The 20,584-nt window shown below is 42.4% G+C and carries 26 protein-coding genes; all 26 read right to left on the bottom strand.

The genetic code is table 11. The features are described from left to right. The gene (gene fliR / locus G6R08_RS19950) at positions 1–780 is read right to left on the bottom strand and encodes a flagellar biosynthetic protein FliR (RefSeq protein ID WP_163530593.1); all 780 of its coding nucleotides are present in this window, start codon (positions 778–780) and stop codon (positions 1–3) included. 1 nt (position 781) lies between these two features. Further along, positions 782–1,051, bottom strand: a complete 270-nt coding sequence (gene fliQ, locus G6R08_RS19945; RefSeq protein WP_163530591.1) for a flagellar biosynthesis protein FliQ — start codon at positions 1,049–1,051, stop codon at positions 782–784. 18 nt (positions 1,052–1,069) lie between these two features. After that, entirely contained in the window at positions 1,070–1,735 is a 666-nt protein-coding gene (fliP, locus tag G6R08_RS19940; RefSeq protein WP_163530589.1) for a flagellar type III secretion system pore protein FliP, read from the bottom strand. Continuing rightward, entirely contained in the window at positions 1,728–2,390 is a 663-nt protein-coding gene (locus G6R08_RS19935; protein WP_163530587.1) for a flagellar biosynthetic protein FliO, read from the bottom strand. Before G6R08_RS19935 ends, fliP begins: the two co-directional genes overlap by 8 nt. 15 nt (positions 2,391–2,405) lie before the next feature. Next, entirely contained in the window at positions 2,406–2,768 is a 363-nt protein-coding gene (locus G6R08_RS19930; protein ID WP_079529856.1) for a response regulator, read from the bottom strand. 19 nt (positions 2,769–2,787) lie between these two features. After that, positions 2,788–3,963 carry a flagellar motor switch phosphatase FliY gene (gene fliY / locus G6R08_RS19925; protein WP_163530585.1) on the bottom strand — a complete coding sequence of 392 codons (1,176 nt, stop codon included), beginning with the start codon at positions 3,961–3,963 and terminating at the stop codon, positions 2,788–2,790. Further along, entirely contained in the window at positions 3,956–4,957 is a 1,002-nt protein-coding gene (gene fliM / locus G6R08_RS19920) for a flagellar motor switch protein FliM (RefSeq protein ID WP_163530583.1), read from the bottom strand. Before fliM ends, fliY begins: the two co-directional genes overlap by 8 nt. Positions 4,958–5,130: 173 nt before the next feature. Beyond that, the gene (locus G6R08_RS19915) at positions 5,131–5,559 is read right to left on the bottom strand and encodes a flagellar basal body-associated FliL family protein (protein WP_338035450.1); all 429 of its coding nucleotides are present in this window, start codon (positions 5,557–5,559) and stop codon (positions 5,131–5,133) included. Next, entirely contained in the window at positions 5,540–5,743 is a 204-nt protein-coding gene (locus G6R08_RS19910; RefSeq protein WP_420810411.1) for a flagellar FlbD family protein, read from the bottom strand. The genes G6R08_RS19915 and G6R08_RS19910 overlap by 20 nt, the downstream gene beginning before the upstream one ends. A 187-nt stretch (positions 5,744–5,930) precedes the next feature. Next, the gene (flgG, locus tag G6R08_RS19905; protein ID WP_163530579.1) at positions 5,931–6,839 is read right to left on the bottom strand and encodes a flagellar basal body rod protein FlgG; all 909 of its coding nucleotides are present in this window, start codon (positions 6,837–6,839) and stop codon (positions 5,931–5,933) included. Between the two features lie 87 nt (positions 6,840–6,926). Then, on the bottom strand, positions 6,927–7,292 hold the full coding sequence (locus G6R08_RS19900) for a TIGR02530 family flagellar biosynthesis protein (protein ID WP_163530576.1): 366 nt from the start codon (positions 7,290–7,292) through the stop codon (positions 6,927–6,929). A gap of 15 nt (positions 7,293–7,307) precedes the next feature. Next, positions 7,308–7,757: a flagellar hook assembly protein FlgD gene (gene flgD / locus G6R08_RS19895; protein WP_163530574.1), complete on the bottom strand. Its 450-nt coding sequence runs from the start codon at positions 7,755–7,757 to the stop codon at positions 7,308–7,310. Positions 7,758–7,767: 10 nt separating this feature from the next. Beyond that, positions 7,768–9,168: a flagellar hook-length control protein FliK gene (locus G6R08_RS19890; protein WP_240339839.1), complete on the bottom strand. Its 1,401-nt coding sequence runs from the start codon at positions 9,166–9,168 to the stop codon at positions 7,768–7,770. A gap of 42 nt (positions 9,169–9,210) precedes the next feature. Continuing rightward, positions 9,211–9,819, bottom strand: a complete 609-nt coding sequence (locus G6R08_RS19885) for a MotE family protein (RefSeq protein ID WP_163530570.1) — start codon at positions 9,817–9,819, stop codon at positions 9,211–9,213. 4 nt (positions 9,820–9,823) lie between these two features. Beyond that, positions 9,824–10,273 (bottom strand): flagellar export protein FliJ, encoded by a 450-nt coding sequence (gene fliJ / locus G6R08_RS19880; protein ID WP_163530567.1) that lies wholly within the window; start codon positions 10,271–10,273, stop codon positions 9,824–9,826. A gap of 12 nt (positions 10,274–10,285) precedes the next feature. Further along, a complete protein-coding gene (gene fliI / locus G6R08_RS19875; RefSeq protein WP_205439481.1) occupies positions 10,286–11,593 on the bottom strand; it encodes a flagellar protein export ATPase FliI in 1,308 nt (435 codons plus the stop codon). Next, the gene (gene fliH / locus G6R08_RS19870; RefSeq protein ID WP_163530563.1) at positions 11,586–12,338 is read right to left on the bottom strand and encodes a flagellar assembly protein FliH; all 753 of its coding nucleotides are present in this window, start codon (positions 12,336–12,338) and stop codon (positions 11,586–11,588) included. The genes fliI and fliH overlap by 8 nt, the downstream gene beginning before the upstream one ends. Beyond that, positions 12,331–13,344, bottom strand: a complete 1,014-nt coding sequence (gene fliG / locus G6R08_RS19865; RefSeq protein WP_163530561.1) for a flagellar motor switch protein FliG — start codon at positions 13,342–13,344, stop codon at positions 12,331–12,333. Before fliG ends, fliH begins: the two co-directional genes overlap by 8 nt. 12 nt (positions 13,345–13,356) lie before the next feature. Then, positions 13,357–14,952, bottom strand: coding sequence for a flagellar basal-body MS-ring/collar protein FliF (gene fliF, locus G6R08_RS19860; RefSeq protein ID WP_163530559.1), 1,596 nt, complete (start codon positions 14,950–14,952; stop codon positions 13,357–13,359). A 63-nt stretch (positions 14,953–15,015) separates the two neighbouring features. Beyond that, entirely contained in the window at positions 15,016–15,324 is a 309-nt protein-coding gene (fliE, locus tag G6R08_RS19855) for a flagellar hook-basal body complex protein FliE (protein ID WP_163530557.1), read from the bottom strand. Positions 15,325–15,339: 15 nt separating this feature from the next. After that, positions 15,340–15,795, bottom strand: a complete 456-nt coding sequence (flgC, locus tag G6R08_RS19850; protein ID WP_163530555.1) for a flagellar basal body rod protein FlgC — start codon at positions 15,793–15,795, stop codon at positions 15,340–15,342. Between the two features lie 3 nt (positions 15,796–15,798). Then, positions 15,799–16,191 carry a flagellar basal body rod protein FlgB gene (flgB, locus tag G6R08_RS19845; RefSeq protein WP_163530553.1) on the bottom strand — a complete coding sequence of 131 codons (393 nt, stop codon included), beginning with the start codon at positions 16,189–16,191 and terminating at the stop codon, positions 15,799–15,801. Positions 16,192–16,559: 368 nt separating this feature from the next. Then, the gene (gene codY / locus G6R08_RS19840) at positions 16,560–17,339 is read right to left on the bottom strand and encodes a GTP-sensing pleiotropic transcriptional regulator CodY (protein ID WP_079529839.1); all 780 of its coding nucleotides are present in this window, start codon (positions 17,337–17,339) and stop codon (positions 16,560–16,562) included. Positions 17,340–17,364: 25 nt separating this feature from the next. Then, on the bottom strand, positions 17,365–18,762 hold the full coding sequence (gene hslU / locus G6R08_RS19835; protein WP_163530551.1) for an HslU--HslV peptidase ATPase subunit: 1,398 nt from the start codon (positions 18,760–18,762) through the stop codon (positions 17,365–17,367). Between the two features lie 12 nt (positions 18,763–18,774). Then, positions 18,775–19,320: an ATP-dependent protease subunit HslV gene (gene hslV, locus G6R08_RS19830; RefSeq protein WP_163530549.1), complete on the bottom strand. Its 546-nt coding sequence runs from the start codon at positions 19,318–19,320 to the stop codon at positions 18,775–18,777. A gap of 13 nt (positions 19,321–19,333) precedes the next feature. After that, a complete protein-coding gene (gene xerC / locus G6R08_RS19825; RefSeq protein ID WP_163530547.1) occupies positions 19,334–20,242 on the bottom strand; it encodes a tyrosine recombinase XerC in 909 nt (302 codons plus the stop codon). Positions 20,243–20,584 lie beyond the last annotated feature (342 nt).

Genomic DNA, 20,584 nt, shown 5'->3' with positions numbered 1-20,584 from the left:
TCACGCACCTCCAAAAATTTGCATGAGCCCGCGCATCGTTTCCAGCATCGTTTCAAACAACGTGCGGATCAGCATAATATAGAAGGTCATTGCAATGATTAATACAACGAACGCAATAAAGATTTTTAAAGGCAGACCAACTACAAACACATTTAACTGCGGTACTGTCCGGGCCACAATCCCAAGAGCCACATCGACCAGAAACAAACAGCCGACAACGGGTACCGCCATGAGAAAGGCAATCACAAACATTTGATTAAAAGCGTTAATGATATACATAATCCACCCTTCATCTTCTAATGGAAGGAACTGATCAATAGGAATTAAATGATAGCTGTAAAACACTCCGTCCAACATAAGATGGTGACCGTTCACTGCCAGAATAAACAGCAGGGTAATCATATATAAGTATTGACCAGTTAATGGACTTTGGGCCCCTGTACGCGGGTCGATGACATTGGCAATGGCAAATCCCATCTGAAAATCTATAAACCCTCCCGCAATTTGAATAGCCGTTAAAATAATATAAGCTAACAATCCAATTGCGAGTCCGACGGCCGCCTCCTTAAACAACAGCAGAATAAATGTTTCATTTACCTGTATCGGAGGAATCTCAATAGTAAAGTACATAAGCAGGGCCAGGAAAAAACTGAAGCCTACTTTATGCTGAGTTGGGACATTGCGATAAGAGAAAATCGGCAAGGTAACGAAAAAGGAAGTAACCCTGACAAAGATTAATAGAAATGCTGGCAAATTAAACAAATTTAATACGTCAAGCATACTACCCAACCAGCATGTTCAAGTTTTCAAATATACTGGCAGTAAACCGCACCATATGGGTCAGCATCCACGGTCCGAAAAAGATTAAACCGATAAGCACAGCTACGATTTTAGGAATAAACGCGAGTGTTTGTTCTTGAATTTGGGTTGTCGCTTGAAAAATACTAACAAGGAGTCCGATCGCCAAAGCCAATATTAACAAGGGTCCTGACACGAGCAATACTGTGTAAATTCCTTCTTTAGCAAAAGAAATCACCATTTCACTATTCATGCTTGCTACCTCCTTTTCTTAAAATCCTTCCAGTAATGATTTCGAGATTAAATACCACCCATCAACAAGAACAAACAATAAAATCTTAAAAGGTAATGAAATCATTACAGGTGGCAGCATCATCATTCCCATAGACATCAGCACGCTGGCTACCGCCATATCAATCACTAAGAACGGAATAAAAATCATAAATCCCATTTGAAAAGCGGTCTTCAGTTCGCTGATCGCAAATGCAGGAACTAGTGTAGTTAATGGTATTTCCTGTATGGATTCCGGCCGCTCCATTCCCGAATATTCCATAAACAGTGCTAAATCCTTCTGTCTCGTGTGCTTCGCCATAAATTCTTTCATCGGGATACTTGCTTCCTCATACGCTTCATTTAATGAAATTTCTTCATTAAATAATGGGGTAAGTGCTTGTTCATTGACCTCCTGAAAAGTAGGGGCCATAATAAAAAATGTTAAAAAGAGTGCGATCCCTACGAGCACCTGATTTGGGGGCATCGACTGGGTAGCCAGTGATGTTCTAACAAACGACAGGACAATTAGAATTCTAGTAAAGCTCGTCATTAATATTAAGATCCCTGGTGCAAGGGAGAGGACAGTTAAAAGCAATAGGAGCTTCACCGATGTAGCAATGTTCTCTGGATCTGAACCTGAAAATATATTAATAAATTCATTCATCAGAGTCCACTCCCTTCTGCTTGTCCGTTGCCCGTTTGCGTTTGTGCTTCATTTCCCCAAGCTGTTGCTCAAACAGCTGCTTGAATGGAGAAGCGGCTGTCTTAGACGCGTCAGCCGTCCGTTCTTTGTTCTGATTAAGTAAGTGACTAATTCCTTTATTGACGAGGTCGTTATTCTCTTGATGAAGGAGGCTTTCCCTCGTAGTCTGATCGGTAACTTCAGTAATAACCTCTATGCTGTCTCCTACACCAACTATAAAGATCTGCTCTCCAATTCGTACTGCCTGCAGCGATTTATTGGGAGCCAGGGTCAAACCACCTAAATTCTCCATTGTGCGATTTTTACTGAAACCTTTACTTCGTTTATTAAAAAACTTCAACAAGCCGTAGATTAAGGCTAAAACGAGTAGTAACGCAAATACCAGTCTAATCATATTCCATACGATGGAAGTGTCAGAACCAGCATCTGCAACGGAACCCCCGTCGGTATCCTTATTTTTTGTGCCACCCGTGTCACCTGTTGTACAGCCTTCTAATTCTGGATTCTTCGTACATTCACTAACAGAGGGCCCCAGCGCTTGTACTTGGAACCCTAATGACAGCGAAAGTAAAGTTACGATGATAATCGCACAAGTCGTTCTTATTCCTGTATTCATTTAAATCCCTACTCTTTAGTTAAGTGCTTTTTGTATCGCTTCAATCACACGGTCAGCCTGAAACGGCTTGACAATAAAATCCTTTGCTCCAGCCTGGATCGCATCGACTACCATCGCTTGCTGCCCCATGGCTGAACACATAATCACCTTGGCATTGGGATTGTACTGTTTAATCTCTTTTAACGCCGTAATGCCGTCCATCTCCGGCATCGTAATGTCCATTGTCACTAAATCAGGCTGATGTTCCTTATAAAGTTCTACAGCCTTTTGGCCATCTTCAGCCTCTCCGGCAATTTCAAACCCATTTTTCGTTAAAATATCTTTCACCATCATTCGCATAAATGCTGCATCATCTACAATTAAAATACGTTCTGCCATTTCTCGTTCTCCCCTGACTTTATTTTAATTTTTTTAAGCGATCCTTTTGACTCAGGATATCTGTTACCCTGACCCCAAAGCTTTCATCGATAACTACGACCTCGCCTTTAGCCATCAGTTTGTCGTTGACATGGATATCAACTGGTTCGCCGGCTAATCGATCAAGTTCAACGACTGAGCCTGCTGAAAGTTCAAGAATTTCTTTGATCGTACGTTTGGTTCTTCCTAATTCAACGGTGACTTTTAAAGGAATATCCATTAACATATCCAGATTATGTTGCTCATTATTACTTAACTGCACGTGCTCCATATCCGAGAATTCTGCCGTTTGAATCGTTGAATTGTGAAGTTCCTGTCCGCTGGCGCCTCCGACTAGCTGCGGCTCTGATTCCTCCTCTACTGGTCGTTGCGCAGGTTGCGGGCGTGGTGCAGCTTGCCGGGACGGCTGCTGAACGTCTGGATCATTTCCCGAGGTTTGTACTGTTGTATCAGCGTTTTCCTCGGGAGGATCTAACAGTTGATCCACTAATTCACGAGCAAACGACACCGGCAGCAGCTGCATGATAGCTGAATCAATTAAATTCCCAACTTTAAGGTTAAAAGACACTTTCATTAGTGCTTCATCAGCTGGAATTTGATCGGTACCCTGATTTTCTTCGGGATATAAAACATTAATCGCCGGTGGTGATATGTCCACTTTTTTCTTAAAGACGGTGGACATACTTGTTGCTGCCGATCCCATCATCTGGTTCATAGCTTCTTGAACGGCACTCAAATGAATTTCATTCAAACCTTCAGCAGGATTTGTACCATCTCCACCCAACATCAGGTCGGCAATGACTGCTGCATCCGGTTCCCTGATCACTAAGAGGTTTTCCCCAGAGAATCCATCTGTATATGTAACGTTTATCGCCACGTGAGGCTTAGGAAACTCCTCTGACAAGGAAGATCTTTTCACGACAGAAATAGAAGGAGTCGTAATATCCACCTTTTGGTTAAGCAGAGAGGATAGTGCTGTGGCAGAGCTTCCAAAAGAAATATTTCCTATTTCTCCAAGAGCGTCTTGTTCAAGGCTGGAAAGAAAATCCTCAACCTTGGTAGATTCTTGTGACTCCTGGCTTTTGTTTCCCTCCTCCTCTACATTTCCATTCAAAAGTGCATCTATTTCATCTTGTGACAGCATATCGTCATTCATACTGTTTGGCCCTCCTCCGGTATTCATCTAACACTTGTACGGCTAGTCTGTTCTTTCTTTTGCCTGGCTGGATGAAAAACTTCTCTTCCTCGTCCACTTTGAGTTTCATCGGCTCTTCAATAAGTTGATCTAGTCGAATCACATCATTTTTATTAAGCTTCAAAAATTCCTCAATCGACATATCAGCTTCACCTAAGATAGCTCGTACATCTACTTGGGCACTTTGAATCGTTTTCGACAAGGCGGCGAACTCGTCAGAATTATTTTCCTTTGTCTGCCGGTTCTGCATCCAGTAGTGAACAGACAGTTTCGGTATGATTGGTTCAAGAACAACATGCGGAATACAAATATTAATCATCCCGCTCGTTTCCCCGATAGACGTATTAAAGGAAACAACGACTACAGTTTCATTTGGAGAAACCATTTGCAAAAACTGAGGGTTTACCTCCAGTTCCTCTAACACCGGTTCAATTTCAGCGATTGACCCCCAGGCTTCCTGGTAGTTTTCCAGGGAATGCTCAAAAAGCTGTGACATAATCATGGTTTCGATTTCGGTCAGGTTGTCCACCTTATTTCCGCTCGTCCCTTTTCCACCGAGAACGCGATCCAGCATGACATAAGCTATGTTCGGATTGGTTTCAAGCAAGATTCGTCCGTCAAGCGGAGGAACACTGAAAATATTTAAGATCGTCATCGTTGGGATGGAACGGATAAACTCTTCATAAGGAAGTTGATCAACCGATGCCACACTTATATTTACATACGTTCTTAACTGCGCTGAAAAATAGGTTGTCAATAACCTGGCGAAGTTTTCATGAATGCGGGAAAGACTTCTAATCTGATCTTTAGAGAAACGCAAAGCTCGTTTAAAGTCATAGACTCGTACCTTTTTTTCTTTTTCCTCAGATTTCAGTTCTTCAGCATCCATTTCCCCCGTCGATAATGCTGAGAGAAGTGAGTCAATCTCACTTTGTGAAAGTACTTCATCTGCCAAAACACCACCCCCTCTAAATGAATCTTTTCCAAAATTTTGTTGCTCTTTATTCCTCGATTCTGAAATAAACTTTCGTTTTCGAAGCGAGCGAGGAGGCTCAGCTCCGCGGAATGCGTAGAGAGTTTATAGTTCTTACGTCAATAACAAATCTTTTTAGAGAACTGCTTTTCAAATTACTGAAGGACTTTCTCAACGGTATAAACTTCGGTAATAATTCCATTCTTCATTAACTCGTTGAGCCGTAATTTCACTTCTTCTTCCAGTCCGCTTAGTCCGCTCTGGAAAGATTCGGCTTTCATTGTGGCAAGTTCTTTGATTAAAATGTTCTTCATCTGGAAATCTCGTTTCTTCAATTCTTCCAAGGCTTTCTCCCCATCTGTTACAATTCTGAAGCTAATTCGGACGAAATGACCGTCGACAGTATCAATAGTTATGTCTTCGGTCAGCAGCGATGCTTCTCTTATCTCGTCAATCGATCGTTCTCCACTCGCTTCGCTGCGATCTAAGTTTAAAACGACAATCAGTGCCGCCACACCTGCGACGGTAAGAGTACTTACTATAATCATGACGGTTTTAAACAAGTTACTCTTCAATGCTGTCACCTGCCTTATCCACAACTCGTAACAGCCCGATTTCGCGATAAAAGTGTTTCATTTTTTTAATAACGATTGCTTCCGACTCTTTTACGACAAACCGTTTACCATGCGTTGTTGTGATCGTTGTGTCAGGATTTGATTGGATCCTTTCTATGTATATCGCGTTAAACCAAAATCCCTCTCCATTCAACCTCGTTAATGAAATCATCTAATTGAACGAGGCTGGGACAAAAGTGTTTTATCAAATGGAAGTCCGAACTATAAAAACTATGATTGGTGCCTATAAACCGCTACGAAAATATACTTCGCTAAAACAGCACATTGTTCGTCTTTTTACTTAATAAGTTTAATTATGTCCCAACCTCCTCCCCCCTTTACTAACGTTTTAAGTTTACTAATTCTTGCAAGATTTCATCTGAGGTCGTAATAATTCTTGTGTTTGCTTGAAAACCTCGTTGCGCCACGATCATTTCAGTAAATGATTCGGCTAAATCCACGTTCGACATTTCCAGTGCTCCGGACACCATTTGACCGGTTCCTCCTTGACCAGCTACGAGAAGATCTTGAAGGGTGGCCAACTCTCCATCACCAGCTGCTGTAAACACCCCGGCATTCTCCGTTAACTGGAAGCTGTTCCCGCCAATTTTCTGAAGCCCGCTCGGGTTCGAAAATTGAGCAAGTCTAATTTGTCCCGCTACAGCAAGATCCCCTTGATTGTTTACGTAGTTTACGGTTCCATCTGACTGAATGCTGAAGCTTTGGGCATCTTCAGGAATGGTAATCACTCCAGCAGTCCCCGTATCCGTTTCTCCGATCACATATTTTCCTTCCGCGTTCACGATGGCACCGTCATCATCTAAGTAGAAGTTACCCGCTCGCGTAAAACTTAAGTTTACGTCCTCAAGAGCAACGGTTTTAGCAGCTGTATTGATACCTGACGCAGCGGTTCCTTCAGCCAGGATAAACATGCCGTCTCCTTCAATGGCTAAATCAAGCGGACGATTCGTTGTTTGACGATTACCCTGCGTATGGATTGTATCAATGGAGCCAATTTGTGAGCCAAGTCCAACTTGTGAAGGGTTCACTCCACCCCGGACATTGTCCCCGCCTGCTCCCTGGATCGGTCCTTGAGCTCCAGATACTGTCTGACTCATCATGTCCTGGAAAGTGACCCGGCCTTTTTTAAATCCGTACGTATTTACATTGGCAATATTGTTTCCAATTGTATCTAACTTTGCCTGAAACCCTTTCATACCAGAAATTCCTGCATACATTGAACGAAGCATATCGCTACCATTCCTTCCATTTAATTATGAGCTTACTTCTATCAGTCCGTAAGCTTAATTTGGCTTCCCTGACTATTGGGTCCGGCCTTATTCATCGATTATGATGGTTCCGTTAATATTAGTGAATATGTGTGAACTTGACTCTTCGCGTCCCATTGCTGTGACAACGGTATGATTTTTTGTACTGACGACAAGAGCAGCCTCATTCGTTACGACCAATGAATCAGTAATGCCTTTAGATTTGGCTTCGGTCATTTTATGAGAGATCATCTGCCATTTGCTGTCATCAATCGAAATATTACGCTCTTGCAATCGTTGTTGTGCATGTTTACTGACTTGAAGACTTTTAGTGTCTTGAAATACGTCTCGAAATGACTGAGTTGGCTGATCCTGCACCTTTTTTGTCTTCGGTAAAGGCAGCGGCTGATGCATCTGATGAATTCGAGGTTCCATAACCGTACCTACCTTCTATTCTTCTGTCGTTTTCTGACTAACTTTTGTAATGTCATACACATTCACTGACTGACCATTTTCAAGTACAAGTTTTATTTCTCCATCTTTCTGACTCACGGCCTGCACGGTGCCTGTTTTATGTTCCTCAGTAAAGCCAGTCTCCTCATTACGGACAGGATAGCTGACTTCCTTGCCGATCAGACCACTGTATTTAACAACCGGTGTCATTTGTTGAGACGTCATAAACTCCTGCATCGACTGTGATAAATTTGTCATTTGTTCCAAACTTGAAAACTGTGTCATCTGAGCAATAAACTCTTTGTCTTTCATCGGATCTAAAGGGCTCTGGTTTTGAATTTGAGCCATTAAGATTTTTAAAAAAGCATCTTTTCCAAGTGTATTACTTCCAGATCCTGTTGTTGATGGCTGGTTGTTCAAATAAAAGGATGAATCAATTTTCGTCATGGTAACCCCCTCATACTTTTTCGTTCATTAACAATTCATGAAATGAAACCTCTTCCTCGGAATGCTCATTCTGCTGCTGGTCTTGTGAATGATCAGACCCATGATCTCGTTCATCAAACTCACTGGATGGTTGATCATCCTCACCTAGGAACGGACTCGGAGCTGAGGGATCATGCTTTTCAATGACCACCTGCTGAGGCGAAAACATATGTCTAAGCTGTTGAATGTTACCTTCGAGCATCTCTTTAGCTGACTGAGTACTAACTAAAATCTTAACCGTCATTTCACCATTCAACTGAACGAGCCTTACAGTCATATCTCCTAGCTGTTGAGGCTTTAACCGGATATTCATTTCCATATGGCCAGCATTGTTTATAAATAGGCGATTTGATTTGATAAGTTGTTCAAACTGTTCCATAAGCTGCTTCTGCATGCTGTGACCCGATTGATTTGGATTCACATAGATCACATACTGTTCCACTTTGGACATTACCTGGGTAAAACCTTGTCCTTGCGCCGACTCCACCTGAGGCTGCTTCTGAAGTAATGGTGCTGCCCATCTGGCCACATCCTTACTGGTTACGGCTGCTTGTTGTTGATACGGTGCTGGCAGTGACTGCTTACGCGTAAAGTTGTTCAGCAAGTTTGAAAGCAACTGCTGCTGTCCGGGACTTTGGTCACTAAGGCGAGTCAACATTCGTTGAAAAGCATCCTTTTGACTTGAACTTGCTTGTAAATCGGCTAATTGTTGCAGAACTTGTTTCAATTTGACCATGAGAGCTGGGTCAAGCTGTTCTGATTTAACAGGTTGGCTAACCGGAATTTGATCGTTCAGTTTGATCATGATTTGTTCAAAACGATTCCATAAATCAGCAAGTTGTTTGGAAGGAGCCGCATGAAGTGAAACACCGTCAGATTGGGAAGTTTGTTTCACTGTGTCTACCTGTGGAGTGACTTGAACGTTAATCATTGTAACAGGTGGGTAGTCCTCTGAATTAACCTGCTCCAGCAACGCACTCAACTGTTCAATGAGAAGCGTTTGATCCTGATTGGAGAGTTGACGTAAGTCATCCACTTTAGCACTCAGTAATTTCTTGATTTCTTCTGTCCATTTTCCGGATAACTGGTTACCACTTATTTTTTCTAGAGCTGCGATAAATTGTTCACCTTGTATAGAGCTTGTACTGGGCTGACCTCCCGAACTTGAAGAACCTCCCATTTGGTGTAACAACTTTTTCAACTCTTTTACAAGCTGTTCCAGTTTCGTCATGTTGCTTGTGGGTTGCTGGCTGGAAACCTTTGAGAGCAATAATTGAAAGCTTTGCATTGAATCTTGGTTTTTACCAAGCTGGTTGGCGGTCATGCCTGTTTGCTGTACAGACGGTCTAGAAAAAGAAGAAAAAAGCGCCATACTTTTCACATTCTTTCACCTCCTTTCAGGTTCGATCACTAGTTAATTGGCAGCTGCACCAGTTAGTAAACTTGCAATCTCAGCAGCAGCTTCCGGTGTCATTGCCCCGAGAATCGCTCCTCGCTGGCTGCTTGCCACTTCTGCCAGAAGCTGGACAGCTAATTCCTTATCCATATTTTCAATAATGGGGGCTGCTTCCTCTTCATCCATTTCCTCAAAGGAAACGGCCATTTCTCTCATTGGATCAGAGCCAGCGGAGGAATCTTCAGTTTGTTGTTCATCAGAAGCAGCTAATGCCGACTCAAGATCTGTCTCAAGTTGTTCTATTTGTTGATGTAATTCATCAATCGTTAGCTGCTTGTCCTCTACCTGCTGCTGAAGCTGGTCGATTTTCTCATTGTGCTCAGCAATAACCGTTTCAAACTGTTCCGTTTGTCTCATATTCTGACTCTCATCCGACGTCGATACGAGCGTTGACAATCCTGGGATTTGATTGGCATAGCTTTCTGCCTTTTCCACTACATTGACACCCATGATGGTTAACACAACAACGGTAAGGGTTAATGCAAATAGTGCAGGGACAACGAGAACGAAGAAAAACCATTGGAGTTTACTGCCTTTCTCCTGATCATGCTTCATTTTGTTTGCCATGTAATCACCTGTTTTTCTCATTTAAATATTGCCTGGTTGATAATTCATCCATTTGCTTCGTTTCTTGTTCTTTCAGCCATTGTCTGTGTCGTGCCAGTTTGTTATCGATCAGCTTCTCAAATTTTTTCACTTCAATGTGGGCTGAGGAAAGGTGTGTTTGAGCATTCTCCATTTGCGTTCTTGCTTGCTGCACTTGCGGCTGGAGCTGCATGATTTCACTGTCAAGCTGGTCAATATAGCGTCGGTGGTATATGAAGGAATGCGCCTTAACCTTAGAATGAGTAAGACTTTCATGAAAACTTTGCTCAGCTGCTTCTCGTTGTTTCAATTTCTCATATAATCTGGTAGCTACGGATTCAAAGGCATCCATTTGCTCCTGGTACATTTTTTGCTTTTCCTTTTTGTCTCGTTCGCGTAACTGTTTGATCTTATGAAAGGCTTGAACGTTCGTCATTCTTCTACACTCCTATGTAAACAGCTTTTCAAGTGACTCAACGGACTGTTCAAAACTCGACCGCTCATGAACCCCTTGCTTTAAGAAACGAATGAGAGAGGGATGGTAATGGATGGCTTCATCAACTTCACGGCTGCTTCCTTTTTTATAAGCACCAATCTGAATCAGTTCGTTATTTTCCTCATACGTTGCCAGCAGCGCCCGCATTCGTTCGGCCGCTTGTTTATGGGGAGGGGAAGCAATTTGATTCATGACCCGGCTAATAGATTTTAGTATGTTAATCGCCGGAAACTGACCCTGTTCTGCCAGCTTCCTATCCAGCACAAAGTGACCATCCAGAATCCCTCGTACTGTATCTGAAATCGGTTCATTGAGGTCATCTCCATCGACGAGAACGGTGTAAAAAGCCGTAATTGTTCCGAGACTGCTTGTCCCCGTGCGCTCCAGAAGTTTTGGCAGCATGGCGAAAACGGAAGGTGTGTACCCCTTCGTCGTTGGCGGCTCACCAGTAGCTAAACCAATTTCCCGCTGTGCCATTGCAAAACGTGTAACGGAATCCATCATTAAGTTAACGTTATAGCCAAGATCCCGGAAGTATTCACTGATGGCCGTTGCGGTATAGGCTCCCTTCACCCGCATTAGCGCCGGCTGATCAGACGTGGCTACGATGACGACCGATCGCTTTAAGCCTTCTTCTCCGAGGTCGTTCTCAATAAATTCGCGTACTTCTCGTCCACGTTCGCCAATCAGGGCAATAACGTTAATATCAGCAGCACTATTTCTTGATATCATCCCGAGCAGTGTACTCTTACCTACCCCGCTGCCAGCAAAAATACCAATCCTCTGGCCTTTTCCAACCGTCAGGAGAGAATCAATCGCCCTTACACCTACTTGAATCGGTTCTTTGATTGTCGGACGCGACAACGGATTCGGCGGGTGTTGTTCGGTTGGGTAGGTTTTTAACCCTTTAGGTAACATCGTCTGATCTAACGGATGTCCCATCGCATCCAGAACGTTTCCGATCAGCCCAAGACCTGCTTTAATTTGAAGCGGCTCTCCTGTTGCTTCTACTAAACTACCTGGACCGATTTCACGAATTTCACGAAAGGGCATCAGCAATACTTTTTCATGATTAAACCCCACTACTTCTGCTGCTATTTTTTTAGAATCATAGGAAGAAGTATGAATATAACAAAGATCACCAATCGAAGCTTCAGGACCCTTTGATTCAATCATCAATCCGATTACTCGATGAACTTTTCCATACCGTTTATATGTATCCATCCGTTTGATCGCATCAAGATATACCTGTTTATTCATCATTCTTCTCCTCTTGCACAAGCTGATGAAGCTTTTCACGAAGCTGAGTGAGCTGATGGTCAATCCCTGCTTCAACACGGCCAAACGGAGATTCAACCATACAACTGAATCGTTCCAGCGATTCATCGATATAAATAGTCAATGTGGCCTTAAAGCTAGTTATGGATACTAATTCACTTTTTTGAGAATGAATCAGCTCATAATCATTCGGGTGCACATACACAACAATTTCCGGATGATCTTGAACTTCTTCAATCGCCTTCTTAACGACCGGTAAAAAGCTCTCAGGGTCAGCCTTTAACTGTTGATTGATAATTTTCTCAGTACTGCTGACGGCAAGTTCTAATATCATTTCTTCACTAGCTGAAACTGTACTCGCATAGTCCTTTTGCGCCAGAGTCATAATGTGATTGATCTGAGTGAGCTGTTCTGAAAACTCCTGATACCCTTGTGATTGCCCATCATGAAACCCCTTATTAAAACCTTCTTGATAGGCTTCCTGAGCCAACGATTCCTTTTCCCCATCCCAGGCGTCGCGCTGCGCTGAAATTTCTTGTTCGACTGCTTTTAATTGACTTTGCGCCTCCTGCTTTGCTAGAGCCAACTCTTGTTCTGCTTCCGCTAAGAGCCGATTTGCTTCGTCATTACTCTGTTGCTCGGAAGCTTCTCTTTCATGCTGGCGTTTCTGAATCGTTACAGGCTTTAACCCAATGACACGCTTTTGCAATGAATTCTGATTAGACAATAATGTCATCTCCCCCACCGCGTGCCACCACGATTTCTCCCACTTCCTCAAGACGCCTGATAGTTCCGACTACACGTGTTTGTGCCTCTTCTACATCACGCAGCCGCACTGGCCCCATAATTTCCATTTCTTCTTTAAAAGTCTCGGCCATCCGTTCAGACATGTTCGTAAACACGAGTGCTTTCACTTCATCACTGGATACTTTCAAGGACAAGCGCAGATCATCATTGTCCACCTCGCGGATAACACGCTGAATAGCACGGTTATCCAATGTCACGATATCTTCAAAGACGAACATCCGTTTCTTGATTTCTTCCGCCAACTCAGGATCCTGAATTTCCAGCGCATCTAGAATCGTTCGTTCAGTACTTCGATCCACTCCATTTAACACTTCTACTACCGCCTGGATCCCACCAGTTTCTGTATAGTCCTGTGTCACAGTTGCGGAAAGCTTCTTCTCAAGAATACTTTCAATTTGGTTGATGATTTCCGGCGAAGTCGAATCCATTGTCGCAATTCTTCGTGCCACATCCGCTTGTAACTCTTGAGGCAGCTCTGACAGGATTTGTCCTGACTGGGCTGCATCCAAGTACGATAAAATAAGTGCAATCGTTTGCGGATGCTCATTTTGAATAAAATTTAAGATTTGATTAGGATCGGCTCTTCTCGCGAAATCAAACGGCTTGACCTGCAATGAAGATGTCAGTCGACCGATAATATTGGAGGCCTCCTGTTCGCCAAGCGCTTTCTCCAGGACCGTTTTCGCATAACCGATCCCCCCTTGTGAAATATAATCCTGTGCCAGAGCGATCTGGTGGAATTGATCCAGCACTTCTTCCTTTTGAGCTGTATCTACTTTCTGAACAGAGGAAATCTCCAATGTTAGTTTTTCCATTTCTTCTTCTGTCAAATGTTTATAGATTTGTGCAGCAACATCTGGACCGAGAGAGATTAACAGCACTGCTGCTTTTTGCTTTCCTGTTAACCTTGATGCCTGATAGGCCATATTAGGACCTCCTTAATCTTCAGCAATCCATGAACGAAGCAGCTTGGCAAACTCCTCAGGCTTATCTTTAGCCATACGTTCAAGCTGTTTGCGTCTGACCGATGACTCCGTTTCATTTTCTTCTATGTCTGGTATGCTGTCTGGCTGTTGGACAGCCGGTTCTTCAAATACTGCTTCCTCCTCCATAACCTTACTCTTACGCTTGAACAGCATTACTATAAGCACAAGAATCACAAGAAGGAGTCCACCTCCAACGAGATACATCCAGAGCGGAATTCCTGTAGTTTCTGCAGGAAATTCTGGTTCACCGCTAAACTCTTGGAAGACAATCGATACTTTTTCCTCAGGATTGACTTCGCCATAACTTCCGTTAATAGACGTGGTAATCATTGAGCTCAAAATCGACTGAACACTCTCTTGTACCGTTTGCTGTTCCTGTTGAGTAAGCTGCTGTACTTCACCGTCACCGTTTGTATCCTTCGTATTATCAATGGCGACCTGTATACCTAAATCACGAACTTTGTACGGACTTTCAACGATATCCCGCCGAATTCGATTGAACTCGTTGTTGATCGTTTCTTTCGTCATTTCGTAGTCGCCGTTATCTCCTTCTGCCTCAGCTGGATAATTAGGGACCTCACCTTCACCAGCTCCGGGAACACCACCTTCAGGAGTACCGCCTGTGTAAGTTTCTTCAATTCGCTCCACACTGACAGGCAAGCCTTCCATACTTTCAGGATCAACAGGCTCAACTAACTCTTCCACTCGATTTTCTTTTGTGAAATCAATATCTGCTGTGACTGTCGCTACCACTTTATTGTGCCCGATCATCATACCGAGCATTTTTTGCACGCGCTGCTGGATATCCCGCTCAATATCCTCTTTAATAGATTGTTGATATGTATAGGTATCTGCGCCGCTAGCCATTTGATTTTGATTTAAGTCAAAATAATTAAAGTTCTGATCCATAATGACGATATTATCTTTAGAAAGATTGGGAACAGATTTTGATGCTAAATTATACAAGGCTTCCACCTGGTTCGGCTGGAGTTCATAGCCTGGCTGTATATTAAGCACTACTGATGCCGACGCATCCTGAGTGGATTCAGACAAAAATACCTGTTCCTCCGGTATATTAATCATCACTTTGGCATCTTCAATCCCCGTGATCTCTGTCATTAAGTTGGCAAGCTCTGTTTGCATCGCATCAAGTTTGATGACATCAAACTCGTTATCGGTCATGCCCCACGAGACATTTCCACTGAAAAAGCTGTAGTCAATATTACCGCTGTCAGGCAAGCCTGCAGCTGCCAGATCTACCAGCAATGAATCAGCCTGCTCTGCAGGAACGGAAATCGTTGTCCCCCCTTGATCCAGTTCATAAGGAACACCGCGTGTATCCAGCTCCGCTTTTACTTGGCCTACTTCCTGGAGTGATAAATCCCGATAGAGTGGCACCATATTGGTCTGTGCCGCTAAAAAGCTGGCTATACTCAGCAACAGAATAATTCCTGCTGCTGCCCCAATAAACAACCCTTTCTGCTTCGAGGACCTTTCCCTCCAATAGGCAGTTATTTTATTCTTAAAAACTATTATTTTTTCTTTCATAATTGCCCCCATAAAACGAACAAGTTAAGAGAATATGTATGATAACAAATGATGAGAGTACGGTTAGACTTGCATTCTCATCATTTCTTTATAAGCATCAATAACTTTATTGCGAATTTCAATGGTTGTCTGCATCGTAATACTCGCTTTTTGTGAGGCGATCATAACGCCATGCAAATCGTTTACTTCACCGCGTGCCAAGGCCTTTGTTTTCGCATCTGAGGCAATTTGAGCCTCATTCACTGTATTAATAGCTTGTTTCAAGCTGCTAGCGAATGCCTCATGCGCTTCACCAGTGGAGACTGGTTTTGAAGCTTGAGACTGTATCAATTTAATGAATGGATCATTAGTAACGGGCACTCCATTTACCATATGTATTCCTCCTTGTTACTTACCAATTTCCAGGGCTTTCATTAACATGCCTTTTGTGGCGTTAATTGCTGTCACATTAGCTTCATATGAACGTGTTGCACTCATCAGATCGACCATTTCCTGTAAAGGGTCCACATTCGGAAGCAGAACATAGCCATTCTCGTTTGCATCCGGGTGTGAGGGGTTATACATTTGTTTAAATGGTTCCTCATCCTCTACGATTGCGGATGCTTTGACACCCTTACCGGGCGAGCCCGAACGATTAGCCGCTGTATCTAAAAAGGATTGGAACGAATTGTCTTTAGGTTCGAATACAACCATTTTTCTTCTGTAAGGTCCCCACTCGCCATTTTCATTGATGGTCGCTCTTGTTGAATTCGCATTGGCTATGTTCGAAGAAGCAATATCCATCCTTAATCGCTGAGCTGTTAAAGCACTCGCGCTCGTATTTATCGCATGAAAAATACTCATGGATTAATTTCCTCCTTTAAGCACATTTTCAAGACTCCTAAACTTTCCGCCCATGCGGTCAACTAGAGCTTGATAGAGAATTTGATTTTTCGCAAGCTCATTCATTTCCTTATCAATATCCACATTGTTTCCGTTGTGATTATATGTAGTGCCCTGCTGCGTCACCGTTTTGTACGGACTGTTTCCCTCATTAGAAAATGGAATGTGGCGGGAGTTTGTTCGTTTTGCCTCTAAGCTGTTCATTTCCCCTTCTAACACATGCTTAAAGACAACATCCTTCGCTTTATAGCCAGGTGTGTCCACGTTAGCGATATTGTTAGAAATTGCTCTATTTTTTGCAGTTGTGTAGTTTAGAGAGTTTTCAAGAAGGGTAAATGTTTCACTAAAAAGTTTCAATCTTTATGACCTCCTATCAATTACTAATGGCCCGAATAGATTTTAAATACAAGATAAATATTAGTACATTTTGAACCCAAACCTTTTTGATTATGAACATAAATAGTTCTTCTCTCTTACTACATATGATTGAGTTCTGCGGTAATTGTTACCACTTGTCGAAAAATCTACTATAATGAACATTATTACACATTTAATTCATAAAATAAATTACATTTATAATTCCTTTATAAAATGCCTACAAAAGGAGCACTTTCTATAACTTTTGTGTATACATTTTGTTATAAATTGTAATTATTATAGGTCTTAAATCTTACACAAAAAAAGCCGCTGCCAATTTAATGGCAGCGGCTTTTTCTAAGTTTCTATTAATTTGAGCGAAGTTTTTGAAGTTCTACTAAGAAATTGTTATTAAGAACTTTAATGTACGTACCTTTCATTCCCAGTGAACGTGATTCAATCACACCGGCACTTTCAAGTTTACGCAAAGCGTTAACGATAACAGAGCGGGTAATACCAACACGGTCTGCAATCTTACTGGCTACTAGTAATCCTTCATTACCTTCTAATTCTTCAAAAATATGCTCGATCGCTTCAAGTTCACTGTAGGACAATGAACTGATCGCCATTTGTACCACAGCTTTACTACGTGCTTCCTGCTCAATTTCTTCTGTTTTCTCGTGAAGAATTTCCATACCTACTACAGTAGCTCCGTATTCTGCTAGTAATAGATCATCTTCCTCGAAGCTGCTGTTGAGCCGGCTTAAAATCAATGTACCCAAGCGTTGACCACCGCCAATGATTGGTACAATTGTGGTAAGGCCATCTTCAAATAACTCTCTGTTTTCCACAGGGAAAGCAGTGTATTCGCTATTCATGTCAAGGTTAGGAGTCGTTTCCTGAACGTTAAAAAGATTTTGAGTGTATTCTTGAGGAAATTGACGTTCAGTCAACATTGCCTGCATACGCTCATTTTCTATTTCCTGTTTGATGGCAAATCCAAGCAGTTTACCTCGACGGCTGACAACAAAAGTATTGGCTTCGATGACATCTCTTAATGTGGCAGACATATCATTAAAGTCCACCGATTTCCCTGTTGTTTTTTGCAGCATTGCATTAATTCTTCTTGCGCGATTTAATAATTCCATTATTGTTCCTCCTTGAGTAAATTCACTACAGTATAAACCTGCTTAAATCTTTATTTTTAACAATAGTAGATAATTTGCTGTCTACATATTGAGGGGTTATGTCTATAGTTTCCAGTGTGACATCCGGTGCTTCGAATGATAAGTCTTCTAATAACTTCTCTAAGATTGTATGCAGGCGTCTCGCTCCGATATTGTCCGTTTCCTGATTCACTTCATAGGCAATTTCAGCAATTCTAGTAATAGCATCGTCAGAAAATTCGACCTTTATACCTTCAGTTTCTAAAAGTGCCTTATATTGCTTTAATAGAGCATTCGAAGGTTCTACTAAGATGCTTCGAAAATCTTCTATTGTTAGTTTATTTAATTCCACCCGAATCGGAAAGCGCCCTTGCAGTTCCGGGATTAAATCTGAAGGTTTTGCCATATGAAAAGCTCCGGCTGCTACAAACAAAATATGGTCTGTAGACACGGGACCGTACTTCGTAACGATGGTAGAACCCTCAACGATGGGGAGAATATCCCGCTGTACGCCTTCTCGTGATACATTCGCCTGATTATCCCCTTTGGCCGCCACTTTATCAATTTCGTCAATAAAAATGATGCCTGACTGCTCAACTTTCTCCACAGCCATCTGTCCGACTTCATCCATATCAACAAGTTTTTGAGCTTCTTCTTGAGTAAGTACTTTTCGCGCTTCACTTACTGGAAGCTTACGTTTCTTTTTTTTCTTCGGCATGAACTGGCTGAAGGCATCCTGCATGTTCATACCCATCTGTTCCATTCCCGAACCTTGCAGCATGTCAAACATGGACGATTGAGATTCTTCGACTTCAATCGTCACCATATGATCTTCAAGCTCGCCCAGTTCAAGTTGATGCTTAATACGCTTGCGTTTGTTTTTGATTTCTGTTTCTTCCTGATCAGAAGTGGAATCGGTTTGCTGCTGATTACCTTGCTGAAACAACATCTCTAAAGGATTCTTAAAGTTAGATGACTGTTTATCTTTAGCCGGGACCAGCAGTTTGATCAACCGCTTATTCGCCTGTTCTTCTGCCGTTTCCCGGACTGCTTCAATCTTTTCCTCTTTCACCATCCGAACAGCCATTTCCACTAAGTCTCGAACCATAGATTCCACATCACGGCCCACGTATCCTACTTCCGTAAACTTCGTCGCTTCAACTTTAACAAACGGGGCTCCGACAAGCTTTGCCAGACGGCGGGCAACCTCTGTTTTCCCTACACCTGTTGGGCCCATCATGAGGATGTTTTTAGGTACAACTTCTTCTTTTATGTCATCGGTTAATTTCATCCTTCTGTAACGGTTTCGTAAAGCAACAGCTACAGATTTCTTTGCATTCGTTTGACCGATGATATATTGATCGAGCCGCTCCACAATTTGTTTAGGCGTTAAATCTAAAGACATTTCATCAGCCTCCTATTCCAAAACTTCCAGGGTTATCTGATCATTCGTAAACACACAGATTTCACCAGCGATTTCAAGAGCCGCCCGCGCAATTTGCCTGGCAGATTGATCTGGTGAATACCTTTTTAAAGCACGACCAGCACTTAAAGCAAAATTGCCCCCTGAGCCAATCGCCAATATGCCGTCATCCGGTTCTATTACTTCCCCTGTTCCTGATACGAGAAACATTTTACCCTTATCCATTACAATCAGCATCGCTTCAAGTTTTCTAAGCACTTTGTCACTGCGCCATTCTTTCGCTAGTTCGACGGACGCCCGGGCCAAATTTCCATCGTAGGTTTCGAGCTTTGCTTCAAATTTTTCAAATAGAGTAAAGGCGTCCGCAACAGATCCTGCAAACCCGGCTAAGACTTGGTCATTAAAAAGTTTGCGAACTTTCACAGCTTTATGCTTCATCACAACCTGATTCCCAAGCGTCACTTGACCGTCGCCACTCATTGCACATGTTCCGTTGTGCTGTACAGCAAAAATTGTCGTCGCATGAAATTGTTGGTCCATTAACATCACCTCGTTACTTATTGGCTCGGGGATGGCTGTTCATATACACCTGCCGAAGCCTATCTTTCGTTACATGAGTATAAATCTGTGTTGACGATAAGTGCTCATGCCCTAGCAACTCCTGAACGGAGCGTAAGTCAGCGCCTGCATTTAATAAATGGGTCGCAAAGGAGTGTCTTAACTTATGGGGATGGATATCTACAGTTAAAGCTGCCTTTTTTACCATCTTATCCAGAATCAAGCGTACCCCCCGTGCGGTAAGAGGTCCTCCTTTTGCGTTTACGAACAACTTCTGCACCGGCTGTGACTGTTTTTTAAGTAGCTGGGGCCGGGCATGGTTAAGATAGTTTCGCAGTGCTTTCTCTGCAAATTGACCAAAGGGTACATACCTTTCTTTTCTGCCTTTTCCATACACCAGCAAAGTGGAAAGCGAGAAATCGATATGAGATTCTTCCAGCTGCACACATTCGCTTACCCGGATTCCTGTACCATATAGCAGCTCAAGTATAGCCTGGTTTCTCTGTCCCAAAGATGTTGAGCAGTCACTTACTGAAAATAACTGATTCAGTTCTTCTTCATAGAAAAACTCCGGGATCCGCTGTTCACTCTTAGGTAACCGTACGTTTATAAATGGATTATGTTTCATAAGCTCTTCCCGTTCTAAAAACCGATAAAAGCTGCGCAGCGAAGAAATTTTCCTTGCCATACTTTTCCGCGCCATGTTTTCCTCAAAAAGCTTTGTAAGATAAACCCGGATCACCGAGTAATCCACTTCCTCTAATGAATTAATTGATTCTGACTCCATAAAAACAAAAAAAGCTGTTATATCATCACCATAGTGTCTTACTGTCAATGGCGATGCATTCTTTTCGATTTGGAGATATTCTAAAAATAATTGTTTAAATCTAGTCAGTTCTGCCATGATTCACCCCCGCAAAGGCGCTTAAATTTTACCACAACTATCCTATGAATCACAATGGCTTTAATAAAACTGTAACAAAATTCTGAATTGTTTCCAACATTTTTATTTTAACAGCCATACCAAGGAATCATTTTATGTAAGCCTACTTATTAAAATAACCCATTAAGCTGTCAAGTAAACATACTTACCAAACCGTAATTATAGCCGTCTCTAGTGCTTGTGTCAATTGATATACTAAAAAAGTACGTGGCAGGTCCAAAATTGAATGAAGCATAAAAAAATCCGAACGATTCCTATCGAAATCAGTTCGGACGCTTCGTCAAAACACTTCGCTTTCCTGTG

It is taken from the genome of Halobacillus ihumii (assembly GCF_902726645.1).
In the GTDB taxonomy this organism is placed as follows: Bacteria; Bacillota; Bacilli; order Bacillales; family Halobacillaceae; genus Halobacillus_A; species Halobacillus_A ihumii.
The sequence above is the reverse complement of the archived record's forward strand: the minus strand, read 5'-3'. Positions and strand labels throughout refer to the sequence as shown.

Bases quoted from the DNA above. Each gene is read 5' to 3' on its own strand.
- codY (WP_079529839.1), bottom strand. From the start codon at position 17,339: ATGGAATTATTAAATCGCGCAAGAAGAATTAATGCAATGCTGCAAAAA.
- fliP (WP_163530589.1), bottom strand. From the start codon at position 1,735: ATGAATGAATTTATTAATATATTTTCAGGTTCAGATCCAGAGAACATT.
- fliF (WP_163530559.1), bottom strand. From the start codon at position 14,952: ATGAAAGAAAAAATAATAGTTTTTAAGAATAAAATAACTGCCTATTGG.
- G6R08_RS19935 (WP_163530587.1), bottom strand. From the start codon at position 2,390: ATGAATACAGGAATAAGAACGACTTGTGCGATTATCATCGTAACTTTA.
- fliG (WP_163530561.1), bottom strand. From the start codon at position 13,344: ATGGCCTATCAGGCATCAAGGTTAACAGGAAAGCAAAAAGCAGCAGTG.
- fliJ (WP_163530567.1), bottom strand. From the start codon at position 10,273: ATGACGAACGTTCAAGCCTTTCATAAGATCAAACAGTTACGCGAACGA.
- fliI (WP_205439481.1), bottom strand. From the start codon at position 11,593: ATGAATAAACAGGTATATCTTGATGCGATCAAACGGATGGATACATAT.
- flgD (WP_163530574.1), bottom strand. From the start codon at position 7,757: ATGACGAAAATTGATTCATCCTTTTATTTGAACAACCAGCCATCAACA.
- fliE (WP_163530557.1), bottom strand. From the start codon at position 15,324: ATGGTAAATGGAGTGCCCGTTACTAATGATCCATTCATTAAATTGATA.
- flgG (WP_163530579.1), bottom strand. From the start codon at position 6,839: ATGCTTCGTTCAATGTATGCAGGAATTTCTGGTATGAAAGGGTTTCAG.
- G6R08_RS19885 (WP_163530570.1), bottom strand. From the start codon at position 9,819: ATGGCAAACAAAATGAAGCATGATCAGGAGAAAGGCAGTAAACTCCAA.
- G6R08_RS19900 (WP_163530576.1), bottom strand. From the start codon at position 7,292: ATGGAACCTCGAATTCATCAGATGCATCAGCCGCTGCCTTTACCGAAG.
- fliR (WP_163530593.1), bottom strand. From the start codon at position 780: ATGCTTGACGTATTAAATTTGTTTAATTTGCCAGCATTTCTATTAATC.
- hslU (WP_163530551.1), bottom strand. From the start codon at position 18,762: ATGTCTTTAGATTTAACGCCTAAACAAATTGTGGAGCGGCTCGATCAA.
- G6R08_RS19890 (WP_240339839.1), bottom strand. From the start codon at position 9,168: ATGGCGCTTTTTTCTTCTTTTTCTAGACCGTCTGTACAGCAAACAGGC.
- xerC (WP_163530547.1), bottom strand. From the start codon at position 20,242: ATGGCAGAACTGACTAGATTTAAACAATTATTTTTAGAATATCTCCAA.
- flgC (WP_163530555.1), bottom strand. From the start codon at position 15,795: ATGAGTATTTTTCATGCGATAAATACGAGCGCGAGTGCTTTAACAGCT.
- fliQ (WP_163530591.1), bottom strand. From the start codon at position 1,051: ATGAATAGTGAAATGGTGATTTCTTTTGCTAAAGAAGGAATTTACACA.
- fliY (WP_163530585.1), bottom strand. From the start codon at position 3,963: ATGAATGACGATATGCTGTCACAAGATGAAATAGATGCACTTTTGAAT.
- G6R08_RS19930 (WP_079529856.1), bottom strand. From the start codon at position 2,768: ATGGCAGAACGTATTTTAATTGTAGATGATGCAGCATTTATGCGAATG.
- hslV (WP_163530549.1), bottom strand. From the start codon at position 19,320: ATGGACCAACAATTTCATGCGACGACAATTTTTGCTGTACAGCACAAC.